Origin of the sequence: Pseudomonas sp. URMO17WK12:I9 (genome assembly GCF_900230165.1) — a bacterium.
Taxonomy (GTDB): Bacteria; Pseudomonadota; Gammaproteobacteria; order Pseudomonadales; family Pseudomonadaceae; genus Aquipseudomonas; species Aquipseudomonas fulva.
The window spans coordinates 1-14,439 of the sequence record NZ_OCMQ01000002.1 but is presented as its reverse complement, the minus strand read 5'-3'; the positions used below and the strand labels follow the sequence as shown (position 1 = coordinate 14,439).

The window sequence follows — 14,439 nt, the reverse complement described above, 5'->3', positions numbered from 1 at the left end:
CCATTCGTTTCCCAGTGTTTACGGGCATATTGCGCCCGTCGCCCCGGTAGGCTACTGTGCCGAGACGTATGAGCGAGACCTACCCTGTGTTGATCGTCAGCAAACTCTTGATGCGCGTTATCAAGGCCCACGCCCGTTGGCGTTGGCGCGCCTGACTTTATCCTCTGCCGGTTCGTCCGGCCCGCCCTTGTTTGCCTTCCTGTCTCAACGTCATTAGCGGCTAAGTTGCGCCTGCGACAGGTGCAGGAAGGTTCGAATCATGAAGTCAGTAGGTTCAAGAGGTTTCATTCGATGTTACTGATGATCGACAATTACGACTCATTCACTTACAACGTCGTCCAGTACCTGGGCGAGTTAGGGGCTGATGTACGGGTCATTCGCAATGACGAAATGACCATCGCCCAGATCGAAGCCCTGGCGCCGGAGCGCATCGTCGTCTCGCCTGGGCCCTGTACGCCGAGCGAAGCCGGTGTGTCCATCGAAGCCATTCTTCATTTCGCCGGTAAATTGCCGATTCTGGGCGTGTGCCTTGGGCATCAGTCCATTGGCCAGGCGTTCGGTGGCGATGTCGTGCGGGCACGCCAGGTGATGCACGGTAAGACGAGCCCGGTCCACCATCGCGACCTTGGCGTATTCAGCGGCCTGAACAACCCCGTGACCGTGACCCGCTACCATTCGCTTGTGATCAAGCGTGAGACGCTGCCTGAGTGCCTGGAAGTGACGGCCTGGACCGCACACGAAGATGGCTCGGTCGACGAGATCATGGGGGTACGGCACAAGACGTTGAATATCGAGGGCGTGCAATTTCACCCCGAGTCGATACTCACCGAGCAGGGCCATGAACTGTTCGCCAATTTCCTCCAGCAGACCGGCGGCCACCGCTAAGGAACGAATATGGATATCAAGAGCGCGCTGGGTCGCATCGTCGGCCATCTGGACCTTTCCACCGAGGAAATGCGCGGTGTGATGCGCCAGATCATGACCGGCCAATGCAGTGATGCGCAGATTGGCGCATTTCTAATGGGCATGCGCATGAAAAGTGAAAGCATCGACGAAATCGTTGGCGCGGTGTCGGTCATGCGGGAGTTGGCTGACAAGGTCGAACTCAAAACCCTGGATGGGGTGGTCGACATTGTGGGTACCGGCGGCGATGGCGCCAATATCTTCAACGTGTCTACGGCATCGGCTTTCGTCCTGGCCGCTGCCGGCTGCACCGTCGCCAAGCATGGCAACCGGGCGGTGTCCGGCAAAAGTGGCAGCGCAGACCTGCTGGAAGCTGCTGGCATCTACCTGAACCTGACACCCGTTCAAGTGGCCCGCTGCATCGACAGCCTGGGTATCGGCTTCATGTTCGCCCAGAGTCACCACAGCGCCATGAAACATGCCGCTGGGCCACGTCGCGATCTGGGGCTCAGGACCTTGTTCAACATGCTTGGCCCGCTTACGAATCCGGCAGGTGTGAAGCATCAGGTGGTTGGCGTCTTCACCCAGGCGCTCTGCCGTCCTCTGGCCGAGGTGCTGCACCGCATGGGCAGCAAGCATGTGCTGGTGGTGCATTCCAAGGATGGGCTGGACGAGTTCAGCCTGGCTGCGCCCACCTTCGTGGCTGAATTGAAAAATGGCGAGATTTCCGAGTACTGGGTTGAACCGGAAAACTTGGGCATGAAGAGCCAGAGCCTTCATGGCCTGGCGGTCGAGGACTCGCAGGCGTCTCTGGCGCTGATTCGTGATGCGCTGGGTCGACGCAAGACCGAGAACGGCCAGAAGGCCGCCGAGATGATCGTGCTCAATGCCGGTACAGCCCTTTACGCCGCAGATCACGCCATGAGCCTGAAGGCCGGCGTTGAACTTGCCCACGACGTGCTGCACACCGGGTTGGCCTGGGAAAAACTGCAAGAGCTGGGTGCGTTTACAGCCGTATTCAAGGTGGAGAACGAAGCATGAGCGTGCCAACGGTGCTGGAAAAGATCATCGCCCGCAAGTTCGAAGAAGTGGCTGAACGCAGTGCCCGCGTAAGCCTTGGCGAACTTGAGCAGTTGGCCAAGGCGGCCGACGCGCCCCGTGGTTTTGCCAACGCCATGCTGCGTCAGGCTGAGCGCAAGCAACCAGCGGTGATCGCTGAAATCAAGAAGGCCTCTCCTAGCAAAGGTGTGATCCGGGAGCATTTCGTCCCTGCAGACATTGCCGTCAGCTACGAGAAAGGCGGCGCAACCTGCCTGTCGGTGTTAACGGACGTCGATTATTTTCAAGGGGCGGACGACTACCTCCAGCAGGCGCGAGCAGCCGTATCACTGCCGGTGATCCGCAAGGACTTCATGGTCGACCCTTATCAGATCGTCGAGGCCCGTGCCTTGGGTGCAGATTGCGTGCTGCTGATCGTGTCGGCGCTCGACGATGTGAAAATGGCCGAGCTGGCGGCCACGGCCAAGTCGGTCGGGCTCGATGTGCTGGTGGAAGTGCATGATGGTGATGAACTGGAGCGCGCGCTCAAGACGCTGGACACGCCGTTGGTGGGGGTCAACAACCGTAACCTTCACACTTTCGAAGTGAGCCTGGAGGCCACGCTGGACCTGCTGCCACGTATCCCCGCGGATCGGCTCGCCATTACCGAAAGCGGCATCCTCAATCAGGCCGATGTGCAGCTGATGAAAATCAACCGCGTCTATTCATTCCTGGTGGGTGAAGCGTTCATGCGGGCTGAGAACCCGGGGATTGAGCTCCAGCGCTTGTTCTTCCCTGATCAAGTGAAAAAGACCATCCAGCAACTGGACTGAATGAACCAAGCCGGCCATGTTGCCGGCTTTTTCATGGCTGCCATTTGGCTCATGGGCGCCCCAATGCCAGTCGTGCAGAGGCTGTGACGCTTACGATGATGGCCGCAGCCTGCGTAACTCAATTGAAGGTGAAGCAATGACTGACCAGCCTCTGGCCCTTACCGTCGAGCAAGGGCTGTCTACTGAACAGGACCTGCTGGCCGCCGTTTGCCGGGGCGAGCGCGATAACGGTGTGTTGTTCTGGCGCCCCATTGATCAGGCGCTGGTGATGCCTCGCAGGATGAGCCGGCTGGAGCACTTTGAAGCGGCGAGTTCGCAACTGGCTGGCACTGGATGGCCAGTGCTGCTGCGCGAGACCGGCGGCGAGCCTGTACCGCAGTCCCATTCGACGGTAAATATTGCCCTGGTCTATGCGGCCCCGCGCAGTGAGGGCGATCAGGGGCGTATCGAAAAAGCCTACCAGCGCTTGTGCCTGCCGCTGTGCGAGGTGCTGCAGGCGTGGGGGGGTGTCGCCTCGGTTGGCGAGATCGAGGGCGCATTCTGCGATGGCCGCTACAACGTCAACCTCAATGGCCGCAAGTTGGTGGGGACCGCCCAGCGCTGGCGCCAGAGCGCCGCAGGCAAAGGCCCGGTGGTGCTGGTACATGGGGCATTGCTGTTGGACAACGATCGCGAGGCGATGGTAGCCGCCGTCAACCACTTCAATACGTGCTGCAACCTCGAACAGCGATGCCGCCCCGATGCCCACATCGCCCTGCATGAGGTAGTACCGGCGGCGCCGTGGTTTGCACAGCTGTCGCAAGCGTACGCGCAGGTGCTGGCTGAGGTGCCCATCAGCTAGCGGGTGCCGTGTACCACCATGGTCTTGCCATTGACCTGGACCAGGCTGCGTTCTTCCAGGTCCTTCAGGACGCGGCCGACCATCTCCCGTGAACAACCGACGATTCGCCCGATTTCCTGGCGGGTGATCTTGATCTGCATGCCGTCTGGATGGGTCATGGCGTCGGGCTGCTTGCACAAGTCGAGCAAGCACCGGGCAACTCGGCCGGTTACATCGAAGAAAGCCAGGTCACCGACTTTGCGGGTAGTGTCGCGCAGGCGCTGGGCCATCTGGCTGCTGACGGCATAGAGCATGTCTGGCTCATGTCGTACCAGTTCGCGGAACTTGTCGTAGCTGATTTCGGCTACTTCGCATTCGGTCTTGGCCCGAACCCACGCGCTGCGATGCTGCTGCGACTCAACCGGTTCGAACAGCCCCAGCTCACCGAAGAAGTCACCGCTGTTGAGGTAGGCGATGATCATCTCATGGCCGTTTTCGTCTTCGATGAGGATGGTGACCGACCCCTTGATGATGAACGACAACGTCTGCGCGCGTTCACCTGCACTGATGATGTTGCTCTTGGCGCTGTAGCGCCGGCGTTGACAGTGCACCAGCAATTTGTCGATGTTCTTGATCTTTGGGGGTAGGGCAGAGGCTACCATCGCGAAATCCTGTTCTGTGCAGTCCATGGGCATCCATGGCAGCTGGCTGGAAAAACGCCATTCGATTGGCGCCAGCTTATCAGACACTACAAAATGTTTCGGCATTAAAGCGAGTCCTTACATGCTTTTCCCACAGCGGCACAACGACTAAGCTGACACCCTTTTTGCGAAATCAGGAGTTCGGGTGATGAAGGCACGTATCCAGTGGGCCGGTGAGGCAATGTTCCTTGGCGAATCCGGCAGCGGTCACGTCGTGGTGATGGATGGCCCACCCGAAGCCGGCGGCCGAAACCTGGGCGTCAGGCCGATGGAGATGCTGTTGCTGGGCCTGGGTGGATGCAGCAGTTTCGATGTGGTCAGCATCCTGAAGAAATCGCGCCAAGCGGTGGAGAGCTGCGAAGCGTTTCTTGAGGCCGAGCGCGCAGGTGAAGACCCGAAGGTATTCACCAAGATCCACATGAATTTCGTGGTAAAGGGCCGGGGATTGAAAGAGGCGCAGGTCAAGCGTGCCGTCGAGCTTTCGGCCGAAAAATACTGTTCAGCGTCGATCATGCTCGAGCGTGCCGGGGTCGAGATCACCCATGGCTACGAGATCGTGGAACTGGGTTGAGCAAAGGGCGCGAGCTGCGTGGCGTACCGGCGACCGTCAATGGCGCAGTGCTGGCAGCGTTGCGTATAGCCAGCCTGGCAGTGCGCTTCTGACCGACTGGCTCAACGGCTCCCGGTGTTTCTGGTAAAGCAGGCCCAGCCCTATGACGCCCAGGCCGATCAAGCTGACCAACACCGGGAACAGCAATGATTCGGCAAATACGTCATACGCCAGGTACCCCAGGTAGGCGGCAACGCCAAGTGCGCCGAACACCATGAAAACGGGCCTTCGCAGCAGCACTGCCACCCCCATGAGCACAAGGTTTATCAGGCAGTAGGTGGCTTTTCCCCATTCACTGCCGCTGTCGAGCATGGTCAGCCCACCCCAGAAGGCCGCCAGACCGGCAAGATAGCCCCAGTGGGCATAATCATGCCGTGTTCTGCCATCGACCAGCAGAAACACCAGCAAGGTCGCCAATCCGAACCACAGGGATACCTCCCGGCGTTGTTCCCAACTGAATGGCGCGCCGACTACCCACTCGGTAAGGTCCATCGACATGAACCACAGGGCAACGGCAATGGGCATGACGATAAACGGGTAGGGAACTAGGCGGAGCATCATCACACCTGCAAGAACGGTAGCGGCCTCCATGGCCAGCCAACCGCCTTGTACCTGGGTGTAGTACTGGTGGTAATCGGCTTGCACGTCATCGAGCGGCCACCAACCGAGCAATCGCTCCAGTGCGAAAACGGCCAGTGGCACGATACTGACCGCGGCTGCGGCCAGTACGCCGGCCGCAACGGGTTGTTTACGCTTCTGAAGGCTGAGTGCGACCAGGGTCAGCAACCCGATGTAGGCACTGGCCACGGCCAGCAACGCGGTGTCGCCGATGCGTAGCCATGCTTCATTGAGCAGCCAGCCCATGGCCCCCATGACCAGCAGTGCGCCGAAGTAGAACGCGCCATGGGCCAGCTGCAGGCTGCCCGTCGCACTATGCCGCTGGCTGAGAAAGGCTTGCAGGGCCTGTTCCTGGTCTGGCTGGAGAATCCCCGCCTCGACCGCTCGCGCCAGGTCCTTGGCGTCGAAACGTGTTGTCATGGCGAGCCTTCAGATGCGATAGGTGCTCTTTGTCATGACCTTGGCCAGCAGGCTCATGCCAAAACGCACAGGCGCAGGGAAGCGGTAGCCACCGGCTTGCAGTGCCGCATCGGCGTGCTGTTCTTCGTCGACGCGCATCTGCTCAAGGATGGCCCGGGATTTTTCATCTTCGGCAGGGATCTGCACCAGGTGCTCATCCAGGTGCTTGCAGACCTGGTGCTCGGTGGCTGCCACGAAGCCCAGGCTCACCTTGTCACTCACCAGCCCGGCAAAAGCGCCAATGCCGAATGACATGCCGTAGAACAGCGGGTTCAGGACGCTGGGGTGGCTGTTGAGTTGACGGATCCGTTGTTCGCACCAGGCCAGATGATCGATTTCCTCATCCGCAGCGCGCTCCATGGCCTTGCGCACTGACGGCAGCTTGGCCGTCAAGGCCTGGCCTTGATAAAGCGCCTGGGCGCAGACTTCGCCGGTGTGGTTGATGCGCATCAGCCCTGCCACGTGGCGTGCCTGCCGATCTTCGAGTTCGACGGCGGGTTTGACGATAGCCGGGGACGGGCGAGAGGGTTGGCCGCTGAACGGCAGCAAGGTGCGCATGGCGGTGTCGGCCTGCAGCAACAAGCGGTCGAGCGGGGAATAGTGACGTTCGGTAGCCATCGGGCACCTCCGCAAGAATGTGCCCGACAGTTTAACCCAATCGCGCTCGAGTCGCTTGCGGTGGATCAGCCCGGTGGCCAGTTCATCTGGCGCTGGCCGAGCACGTGCATGTGAATGTGGTAGACCGTCTGGCCACCTTGTTCATTGCAGTTCATGACCACGCGAAAGCCTTCCTCGCAGCCCAGCTCCTTGGCCAGGCGCTGGGCCGTGAACAGAATGTGCCCAGCCAGGCCCTTGTCTTCTTCGGTCAGGTCGTTGAGGGTGCGGATGTGCTTTTTCGGAATGACCAGAAAATGCACCGGGGCCTGGGGGGCGATGTCGTGAAATGCCAGAACCTGGTCATCTTCGTAGATGATCTTCGCCGGGATCTCTCGGTTGATGATCTTGAGGAATAAATCGTCCACAGCACTTGCTCCATGGTGAGGGTCCGGGCCGAGTGTACTCAGGCCGGAGCCGCTCGCCCAGCGACTATTCCATACCGGCTGGGCAATAACGCCGGTGAATCACACCTGCCAGCTTGCGCACCAGCCAGTTCGGCAGCAGCCGCGGGGCGATCGCCAGCCAGCGATTGCGTCGCCCCGGCAGGATCAGGGCGCGGTTGCGGGCGAGCGCGCGAACGGTGTACAGCGCCACTTCCTCGGGGCTGAGGCAGCGGCTTTTGCCTTCGAGCCGGGCTATGCGGCGCCGTGAGGAACGTACCGGTCCCGGGCACAGCACGGAGACCTTGATGCCTGTGGGTTTGAGTTCTTCGCGCAGGGCCTGGGAGAAATTCATCACGTAGGCCTTGCTGGCGGCATAGGTGGCCATCCAGGGCCCAGGGGCCACACCGGCCAGCCCGGCAACGTTGAGGATCTGGCCGCCGCCCTGTACCGCCATCAGATTGCCGATGGCATGACACAAGCGGCTCAGCGCCAGCACATTGACTTCGAGCAGGTCCTGTTCGTCGGCCCACTCATGGGCCAGGAATGGCCCGTAGGTGCGGTGACCGGCGCAGTTGACCAGCAAATCGATGCGTCGCTCGCCTTCTTCGAGCTCGAGAACGAACCCCGACAGCCTCAGCGGTTGGCTCAGATCGCACGCACGCAACAGCACCTCGACGCCGAAACGCTGGGCAAGCTCGATGGCGACCGGCTCCAGCGTTTCACGGTGGCGTGCGACCAGGATCAGGTTGCGCCCGCGCCGTGCCAGGGCCTCCGCCAGGGCCAGGCCCAGGCCGGTGGAAGCGCCGGTGATCATGGCGTAACGGGTCATGCAGGGCTCCTGGGGCCGAAGAGGGCATCTAGTGTACAGCTTGGCAGTGGTGGATGCTGCGTTTTGCTGGGCCGCCCAAGCCTGGGAATGAGCCGCTGCAGGGCCTGTCAGTGGCGCTTATGCCGATCGGCCGTTAGCGCTGCACCGCCCAGTGCTGGGCAACACCCTCAGAACGGTTTGACCACCACCAGGATGACGACCGCCAGCAGGATCAGCACAGGTACCTCGTTGAACCAGCGATAGTAGACATGGCTGCGGGTGTTGGTGCCGGCAGCGAAGCGTTTGCGCTGGGCGCCACACACGTGGTGGTAGCCGGTCAGCAGAAGCACCAGGGTGAGTTTGGCGTGCAGCCAACCCTGGCTCAGCCACCCAGGCGTGAGGTAGAGCATCCAGGCACCGAATACGTAGGTGGCGATCATCGCCGGGTTCATGATGCCTCGGTACAACTTGCGCTCCATGGTCACGAACCGGTCCTGGCTGATGCTGTCCTGGCTCTGGGCATGGTAGACGAACAGCCGTGGCAAGTAGAACAGGCCGGCAAACCAGCATACGACGCTGACAATGTGCAGCGCTTTGATCCATAGGTAGAGCATCGGGGCATTCCTTCAGGTATTCACGGTCGTCAGATAGTAGTGCCCAGGCGCCCTCAGGGACACCTGAAGTGTTGTGACAGACGCATCACGCCCCTATCATCGTGCGTTTTCCAGACGGCTCGTTGATAAGGGGCAAGCGTTATGATCAAGGTCGGTATCGTCGGCGGCACGGGTTACACCGGCGTCGAACTGTTGCGTCTGCTGGCTCAGCACCCACAGGCCGAGGTGGCGGTCATCACGTCGCGCTCGGAAGCGGGTGTAGCAGTGGCCGACATGTACCCGAACCTGCGCGGCCATTACGACGGCCTTGCATTCAGCGTGCCCGACAGCAAGGCGCTGGGCGCGTGTGACGTGGTGTTTTTCGCCACCCCGCATGGTGTCGCTCATGCCTTGGCGGGCGAGCTTCTGGCCGCGGGCACCAAGGTCATCGACCTGTCGGCCGACTTCCGCCTGCAGGACGCAGTTGAATGGGCCAAGTGGTACGGCCAGCCTCACGGCGCGCCTGATCTGCTCGACGGTGCCGTGTATGGTTTGCCCGAGGTCAACCGCGACAAGATCCGCCAGGCACGACTGATCGCGGTTCCGGGTTGCTACCCAACCGCCACTCAACTGGGTTTCCTGCCGTTGCTGGAAGCTGGCTTGGCCGATGCGTCGCGCTTGATCGCCGACTGCAAGTCCGGTGTCAGCGGTGCCGGACGTGGTGCGGCCGTGGGGTCGCTGTTCTGTGAAGCCGGTGAGAGCATGAAGGCCTACGCGGTCAAAGGGCATCGTCACCTTCCGGAAATCAGCCAGGGCCTGCGTCTGGCTGCGGGCAAGGACATTGGGCTGACCTTCGTCCCTCACCTGACGCCGATGATCCGCGGCATCCATGCCACCTTGTATGCGACCGTCGCCGACACATCGGTCGATCTTCAGGCGCTGTACGAGAAGCGCTACGCCAACGAGCCCTTCGTGGATGTGATGCCCGCGGGTAGCCACCCCGAGACCCGCAGCGTGCGCGGCGCCAACGTCTGCCGCATCGCTGTTCATCGTCCGCAAGGCGGTGACCTGGTCGTGGTGCTGTCGGTCATCGACAACCTGGTCAAAGGCGCTTCAGGGCAGGCCGTGCAGAACCTGAACATCGTGTTCGGGCTCGATGAGCGGATGGGGCTGAGCCATGCCGGCCTGTTGCCGTGAGCTGAAGAAGGCTTGCGGCAGGCTGCACTGATTCGCGACCTGCCCGTCGCCTATTGTTGACCGATTTTCTCGGGAAAGCGGATAATGGCCGTCATCGAGTTTTATTACGGCCACCGCGCCGGGAGAATCAACATGAGCGTCGAAACCTTCACCCCTACGGTTTTGGAATTTACCCACGGTGCTGCGCTGAAGGTGAAGAACCTGGTGTCCGAAGAGGGCAATGACCGGCTGAAACTGCGTGTATTCGTCACCGGTGGCGGTTGCTCGGGTTTCCAGTATGGCTTCACGTTCGATGAAGAAGTGGCCGATGACGACACCATCGTTGAGCGCGAGGGTGTTTCGCTGGTCGTGGACCCGATGAGCTTCCAGTACCTGGCCGGTGCCGAAGTGGATTACCAGGAAGGCCTGGAAGGCTCACGCTTCATCATCAAGAACCCTAACGCCGCCACTACCTGTGGCTGTGGCTCTTCGTTCTCGATCTGACGACATGCCCTCGTCAAGACGCCGCGCTCAAGCGCGGCGTTTTTCGTTGGGCAGATCAATGGCTCAAGCCGGATAGATGGCGCCCAGAACACGCAGGCCTTTGGCCGCTGTAACGCTGGGACGGTTGGCAGGTATGCCTTCGAGGCAGCAATGCGCCAGCCAGGCGAACGCCATGGCCTCGACCCAGTCAGGGTCTACTCCCTGTTCAACGGTGCTGGACACCTTCACGCCAGGCAGGCCTGTTGCAAGGCGAGCCATCAAGGCGCCATTGTGCGCGCCGCCCCCACACACCAAAAGCGTCCTGGTGCCCTGCTGTGCGGTGCTCAGCGAATCGATGATGCTTTGTGCACTGACCTCCAGCAGCGTTGCCTGGACGTCTTCGTCGCGATAAGCAGGCAGGGCAGCGAGGTGGCTGTCCAGCCAGCGCAGGTTGAAGACTTCACGGCCTGTACTCTTGGGCCCACTGCCGGCGAAGAATGGGTCGGCCATGAGAGAGGCCAGCAGGGCAGGTTGCACAGCCCCACAGGCCGCCCAGGCGCCGTCGGCATCGTATGCCTGGCCGCGCTTGCGCTCGATCCAGGCGTCCATCAGGACATTGCCCGGGCCGCAATCGAAACCTCGGACCGGTTTGTCCTTGGCAATCAGGCTGAGGTTGCTGAAACCGCCTACGTTCAGGATGGCCAACGGCTGTTCGAGATGGCCGAACAACGTTTCGTGGAACGCTGGGACGAGCGGCGCGCCCTGACCGCCGGCTGCTACGTCACGGCGACGAAAGTCAGCCACGACCGTGATGCCTGACAGCTCCGCCAGGAGCGCCGGATTGCCGATCTGCACGGTGAAACCTCGGGCAGGCTCATGGCGAATGGTCTGGCCATGGCTGCCGATGGCGCGAATGTCGGTGGGCTGCAAGGCGTGGTGGTCGAGCAAATCGAGTATGCCTTGCGCTGCCACCGTCGCCCACGCGTTTTCAGCGAGGGCGACCCGCGCCACTTCATCCGGCCCAGACGTGCACAGGTCAAGCAGCGCTTGCCGCAATTCCGTTGGCATGGGCAGGTAATGGGTGGCGAGCAGTTCGACGTGCTCGCCTTGCTCGATCAGGGCGATGTCCAGTCCATCCAGGCTGGTCCCTGACATCACGCCTAGGTAGAGGCCCATGGGCTCACCGTTTGTTCATGGCAAGTAGCGTGGCTTTTTCCTGATCCATGCGTGCGATCAGCGGCTGGCTTTGCTGCAGGAAACGCTGGCGCTCGTTCTTGGCGATCGGGTCGGACATCGGCACTTTCTGGCTCAGCGGGTCGACGTGCACGCCGTTGACCTGGAACTCGTAGTGCAGGTGAGGCCCGGTAGAAAGCCCCGTGGTCCCGATATAACCGATGATCTGGCCCTGCTTGACCGAACCCCCGGTCTTGATGCCCTTGGCAAAGCCCTGCATATGACCGTACAAGGTCTTGTACCGATTGCCGTGCTGGATGATCACCGTATTGCCGTAGCCGCCGCGCCGGCCGGCGAGCTCGATGCGGCCATCACCCGCAGCCTTGATGGGCGTGCCTCGCGGGGCTGCATAATCCACCCCCTTGTGGGCGCGGATCTTGTTCAGAATCGGGTGCTTGCGCCCGGCAGAGAAGCGAGAGCTGATGCGCGCAAAATCCACGGGTGTGCGAATGAAGGCCTTGCGCAGGCTGTTGCCATCGGCCGTGTAGTAGCTGGTGTTGCCTTGCTTGTTGGTATAACGCACGGCCGTGTAGGTTTTGCCGCGGTTGGTGAAGCGCGCCGAGAGGATATTGCCGGTGCCGACCACTTTGCCGTCCATCACCTTCTGCTCATAGACCACGTCGAACTCGTCACCTTGGCGAATATCCTGGGCGAAGTCGATGTCGTATCCCAGCACCTTGGCCATGTCCATGGTCAGGCTGTGGGACAACCCGGCGCGCTGTGCCGATGCGGAGAGCGAGCTCTTGATGACGCCATGGGCGTAGGCAGTGCGCACCACGGGTTTGCTGATTTCACGATTGAAGGTGTAGCCCTTGGCCGTCTTGGTCAGGCGGATGGTTTCCAGGTTGCCGACCTTGCTGTGCAAGCTGGCCAGCTGGCCTTGCTTGTCCAATTCGAACTGCAGGACCTGGCCGTGCTTGAGCTGGCTGAACTGCTTGGCCTGCTTGCTGCTGGCAAGAATGTCGTGGACGGCATTGGCCGGCAGTCCGACCTTGGCGAACAGCGTTGACAAGGTATCCCCGCTGGCGACGGTGACTTCCCGGTGGGCAGGGTCCTTGGCGGGCTGTGCGGCAGCTTCTGCCGGAGGGGTTTGCTGTTCCGCTTTCTGGGTGGATGCGGCCGCCTCATCGATCTGCGCAAACGGCGAGCCCTGCTCGCCGGATGCCTGCACCAGCGGCGCGGCGCGGGATTCGTCTTTCAGTTGCTCGGCTGGGGTTTCCAGCTCGAGGTTGAGGGTGGTTTTTTTGGCTTCCACGTCGCTGGATGGGAATACCAGCAATGCCAGGCTAAGCAGGGCGGCAATGCCGCTGGCGGCCAACAGGTGTGTTTTCGGATAAAGCGGAGGCGCTTTAGGCGGTTCGTTGGTCATGGGTAAGGAGACTTTGAAAAAGGTGAAATGGAATAGATGAATGACATGATGAAGATGAAATAACTGTATAAAATATAACCAAAACCATTTTCACGCAAGGGCGCGTAGACGCTGCGAGCACGTCCCCAGGTCACATTCCTTTGCAAAACTTGTATTTGACGGCCGATCTTGTATGGTTGGCTCCCCCTGAATCTGAGCCTTGCGGGTTTGTCTATGAAGTCGGTTGAAGAGCAGCTGGCGCTTATCAAGCGCGGTGCGGAAGAAGTACTGGTGGAGTCCGAGCTGGTTGAAAAACTCAAGCGTGGTCAGCCCTTGCGCATCAAGGCCGGTTTCGACCCTACCGCACCTGACCTTCATCTCGGTCACACGGTACTGATTAACAAGCTGCGCCAGTTCCAGGAATTGGGGCATACCGTGGTGTTCCTGATTGGTGACTTCACCGGCATGATCGGCGACCCCAGTGGCAAGAGTGCCACGCGTCCGCCACTGACCCGTGAGCAGGTGCTGGACAATGCCGAGACCTATAAACAGCAGGTCTTCAAGATTCTCGATCCGGCCAAGACCGAGGTCGCGTTCAATTCCACCTGGATGGATGCACTGACGCCCGCCGACTTCATCCGTCTGGCGTCGCAGTACACGGTCGCCCGTATGCTGGAGCGTGACGATTTCGACAAGCGCTATACCACCAATCAACCCATCGCCATTCATGAGTTCCTCTATCCGTTGGTGCAGGGCTATGACTCGGTCGCGCTCAAGGCGGATGTCGAGCTGGGCGGTACCGACCAGAAGTTCAACCTGCTCATGGGGCGCGAATTGCAGCGTGCCTACGGTCAGGAAGCTCAGAGCGTCGTGACCATGCCCCTGCTTGAGGGGCTTGATGGCGTCAAGAAGATGTCCAAGTCCCTGGGTAATTATGTCGGCATCCAGGAAGCGCCGGGTGTGATGTACAGCAAGCTCGTGTCGATTCCGGACACCTTGATGTGGCGTTACTTCGAGCTGCTGAGCTTCCGCTCCATGGAGGAGATCGATCAGCTGCGTATGGATGTGGCCAATGGGGCGAACCCTCGGGACATCAAGATCCAGCTGGCGGAGGAGATCGTGGCGCGGTTCCATGGGGAAGAAGCCGCAGCCAACGCTCATCGTGGCGCCGGTAATCGTATGAAGGAAGGCGAGTTGCCGGAAGACCTGCCCGAAATCGAAGTGACTGCAACCGAGGCGCTGCCGATTGCTGCAGTGCTCAACCGTGCCGGGCTGGTCAAGAACTCGGCGCAGGCGCGGGACCTGCTGGGCAGTGGGGCTGTGAAGGTCGATGGCGTCGTGGTTGACCGTGAGTTTGTAGTGGCACTGGGTGCGACCCATGTCTGCCAGGCGGGTAAGAAGTCGTTTGCGCGCGTAACGCTCAAAGCAGAGTAAGACGTTCGTTGTGCGTCTCTATATAAGCGGGGGAGGCCGAAGGGCCTCCCCCGCTTTGCTTTTGATTTATATGAAATTAAAGGTTGACGCGGTTTCGAATCCCCTTATAATGCGCCCCACTTCCAGCGACATCGGAACGCGAAACTCCTTGAGATTCAATGAGTTAGCCAGTTCGGGTGGTGCTGAAAGGGCTACGATCGAATAGATCGGCGGCGGTTGAGAAGAAGGTTGACAGCGTGTTGAAACGCTGTAGAATTCGCCTCCCGCTACGAGAGATCGAAGCGAGTCAAGTGGTTGAAGTTGAACGAGTTTCTCGAAACAACCTTCAAAATAAACGCTTGA

At 60.5% G+C, this 14,439-nt stretch carries 17 protein-coding genes; 8 read left to right on the top strand and 9 right to left on the bottom strand.

The window, feature by feature from the left end; all coding sequences use genetic code 11:
- Positions 1-291: 291 nt before the first annotated feature.
- The 4 genes from CRP40_RS04730 (at position 292) to CRP40_RS04715 (ending at position 3,615) form a co-directional block, all read left to right on the top strand.
- Complete coding sequence (locus CRP40_RS04730; RefSeq protein ID WP_027913644.1) at positions 292-885, top strand: aminodeoxychorismate/anthranilate synthase component II; 594 nt, start codon at positions 292-294, stop codon at positions 883-885.
- 9 nt (positions 886-894) lie between these two features.
- Positions 895-1,944, top strand: coding sequence for an anthranilate phosphoribosyltransferase (gene trpD / locus CRP40_RS04725; protein ID WP_027913645.1), 1,050 nt, complete (start codon positions 895-897; stop codon positions 1,942-1,944).
- Positions 1,941-2,774 (top strand): indole-3-glycerol phosphate synthase TrpC, encoded by an 834-nt coding sequence (gene trpC / locus CRP40_RS04720; protein ID WP_027913646.1) that lies wholly within the window; start codon positions 1,941-1,943, stop codon positions 2,772-2,774. Before trpD ends, trpC begins: the two co-directional genes overlap by 4 nt.
- Before the next feature lie 136 nt (positions 2,775-2,910).
- Positions 2,911-3,615: a lipoate--protein ligase family protein gene (locus CRP40_RS04715; RefSeq protein ID WP_027913647.1), complete on the top strand. Its 705-nt coding sequence runs from the start codon at positions 2,911-2,913 to the stop codon at positions 3,613-3,615.
- Here CRP40_RS04715 and crp read toward each other — a convergent pair.
- Positions 3,612-4,256: a cAMP-activated global transcriptional regulator CRP gene (gene crp, locus CRP40_RS04710; RefSeq protein ID WP_027913648.1), complete on the bottom strand. Its 645-nt coding sequence runs from the start codon at positions 4,254-4,256 to the stop codon at positions 3,612-3,614. The genes CRP40_RS04715 and crp overlap by 4 nt on opposite strands.
- Before the next feature lie 187 nt (positions 4,257-4,443).
- Here crp and CRP40_RS04705 point away from each other — a divergent pair, with 187 nt between their 5' ends.
- Positions 4,444-4,866, top strand: a complete 423-nt coding sequence (locus CRP40_RS04705; RefSeq protein WP_023532673.1) for an OsmC family protein — start codon at positions 4,444-4,446, stop codon at positions 4,864-4,866.
- 36 nt (positions 4,867-4,902) lie between these two features.
- Here CRP40_RS04705 and CRP40_RS04700 read toward each other — a convergent pair whose 3' ends face one another.
- The 5 genes from CRP40_RS04700 to hemJ all read right to left on the bottom strand — a co-directional run bounded on the left by CRP40_RS04700 (position 4,903) and on the right by hemJ (position 8,444).
- Positions 4,903-5,943: a hypothetical protein gene (locus CRP40_RS04700; protein WP_027913649.1), complete on the bottom strand. Its 1,041-nt coding sequence runs from the start codon at positions 5,941-5,943 to the stop codon at positions 4,903-4,905.
- A 9-nt stretch (positions 5,944-5,952) separates the two neighbouring features.
- Positions 5,953-6,600, bottom strand: a complete 648-nt coding sequence (gene coq7 / locus CRP40_RS04695) for a 2-polyprenyl-3-methyl-6-methoxy-1,4-benzoquinone monooxygenase (RefSeq protein WP_027913650.1) — start codon at positions 6,598-6,600, stop codon at positions 5,953-5,955.
- A 65-nt stretch (positions 6,601-6,665) separates the two neighbouring features.
- The gene (locus tag CRP40_RS04690; protein ID WP_027913651.1) at positions 6,666-7,004 is read right to left on the bottom strand and encodes a histidine triad nucleotide-binding protein; all 339 of its coding nucleotides are present in this window, start codon (positions 7,002-7,004) and stop codon (positions 6,666-6,668) included.
- A 64-nt stretch (positions 7,005-7,068) separates the two neighbouring features.
- Positions 7,069-7,851 (bottom strand): SDR family oxidoreductase, encoded by a 783-nt coding sequence (locus CRP40_RS04685; protein ID WP_027913652.1) that lies wholly within the window; start codon positions 7,849-7,851, stop codon positions 7,069-7,071.
- Positions 7,852-8,018: 167 nt separating this feature from the next.
- Positions 8,019-8,444 carry a protoporphyrinogen oxidase HemJ gene (hemJ, locus tag CRP40_RS04680; protein WP_023532455.1) on the bottom strand — a complete coding sequence of 142 codons (426 nt, stop codon included), beginning with the start codon at positions 8,442-8,444 and terminating at the stop codon, positions 8,019-8,021.
- A gap of 141 nt (positions 8,445-8,585) precedes the next feature.
- Between hemJ and argC the strand changes: the two genes are divergently transcribed.
- Together argC and erpA are read left to right on the top strand one after the other, a co-directional pair.
- Positions 8,586-9,620, top strand: coding sequence for an N-acetyl-gamma-glutamyl-phosphate reductase (argC, locus tag CRP40_RS04675; RefSeq protein ID WP_027913653.1), 1,035 nt, complete (start codon positions 8,586-8,588; stop codon positions 9,618-9,620).
- Positions 9,621-9,752: 132 nt separating this feature from the next.
- The gene (gene erpA / locus CRP40_RS04670) at positions 9,753-10,103 is read left to right on the top strand and encodes an iron-sulfur cluster insertion protein ErpA (protein WP_023532751.1); all 351 of its coding nucleotides are present in this window, start codon (positions 9,753-9,755) and stop codon (positions 10,101-10,103) included.
- Positions 10,104-10,166: 63 nt separating this feature from the next.
- Here erpA and CRP40_RS04665 read toward each other — a convergent pair whose 3' ends face one another.
- Both CRP40_RS04665 and CRP40_RS04660 read right to left on the bottom strand, forming a co-directional pair.
- The gene (locus CRP40_RS04665) at positions 10,167-11,258 is read right to left on the bottom strand and encodes an anhydro-N-acetylmuramic acid kinase (RefSeq protein ID WP_027913654.1); all 1,092 of its coding nucleotides are present in this window, start codon (positions 11,256-11,258) and stop codon (positions 10,167-10,169) included.
- A gap of 4 nt (positions 11,259-11,262) precedes the next feature.
- The gene (locus CRP40_RS04660) at positions 11,263-12,684 is read right to left on the bottom strand and encodes a peptidoglycan DD-metalloendopeptidase family protein (RefSeq protein WP_027913655.1); all 1,422 of its coding nucleotides are present in this window, start codon (positions 12,682-12,684) and stop codon (positions 11,263-11,265) included.
- Positions 12,685-12,897: 213 nt separating this feature from the next.
- Here CRP40_RS04660 and tyrS point away from each other — a divergent pair, with 213 nt between their 5' ends.
- Positions 12,898-14,097: a tyrosine--tRNA ligase gene (gene tyrS / locus CRP40_RS04655; RefSeq protein WP_027913656.1), complete on the top strand. Its 1,200-nt coding sequence runs from the start codon at positions 12,898-12,900 to the stop codon at positions 14,095-14,097.
- Positions 14,098-14,163: 66 nt separating this feature from the next.
- Here the strand turns inward: tyrS and CRP40_RS22095 are convergent.
- Positions 14,164-14,439: hypothetical protein (locus tag CRP40_RS22095; protein ID WP_204904880.1), on the bottom strand; the 276-nt coding region annotated here is incomplete at its 5' end.

Coding starts and splice junctions, on each gene's coding strand:
- crp (WP_027913648.1), bottom strand. CDS start 4,256: ATGGTAGCCTCTGCCCTACCCCCAAAGATCAAGAACATCGACAAATTG.
- argC (WP_027913653.1), top strand. CDS start 8,586: ATGATCAAGGTCGGTATCGTCGGCGGCACGGGTTACACCGGCGTCGAA.
- tyrS (WP_027913656.1), top strand. CDS start 12,898: ATGAAGTCGGTTGAAGAGCAGCTGGCGCTTATCAAGCGCGGTGCGGAA.
- trpD (WP_027913645.1), top strand. CDS start 895: ATGGATATCAAGAGCGCGCTGGGTCGCATCGTCGGCCATCTGGACCTT.
- CRP40_RS04700 (WP_027913649.1), bottom strand. CDS start 5,943: ATGACAACACGTTTCGACGCCAAGGACCTGGCGCGAGCGGTCGAGGCG.
- CRP40_RS04730 (WP_027913644.1), top strand. CDS start 292: ATGTTACTGATGATCGACAATTACGACTCATTCACTTACAACGTCGTC.
- CRP40_RS04685 (WP_027913652.1), bottom strand. CDS start 7,851: ATGACCCGTTACGCCATGATCACCGGCGCTTCCACCGGCCTGGGCCTG.
- CRP40_RS04705 (WP_023532673.1), top strand. CDS start 4,444: ATGAAGGCACGTATCCAGTGGGCCGGTGAGGCAATGTTCCTTGGCGAA.
- hemJ (WP_023532455.1), bottom strand. CDS start 8,444: ATGCTCTACCTATGGATCAAAGCGCTGCACATTGTCAGCGTCGTATGC.
- coq7 (WP_027913650.1), bottom strand. CDS start 6,600: ATGGCTACCGAACGTCACTATTCCCCGCTCGACCGCTTGTTGCTGCAG.
- erpA (WP_023532751.1), top strand. CDS start 9,753: ATGAGCGTCGAAACCTTCACCCCTACGGTTTTGGAATTTACCCACGGT.
- CRP40_RS04665 (WP_027913654.1), bottom strand. CDS start 11,258: ATGGGCCTCTACCTAGGCGTGATGTCAGGGACCAGCCTGGATGGACTG.
- CRP40_RS04660 (WP_027913655.1), bottom strand. CDS start 12,684: ATGACCAACGAACCGCCTAAAGCGCCTCCGCTTTATCCGAAAACACAC.
- trpC (WP_027913646.1), top strand. CDS start 1,941: ATGAGCGTGCCAACGGTGCTGGAAAAGATCATCGCCCGCAAGTTCGAA.
- CRP40_RS04715 (WP_027913647.1), top strand. CDS start 2,911: ATGACTGACCAGCCTCTGGCCCTTACCGTCGAGCAAGGGCTGTCTACT.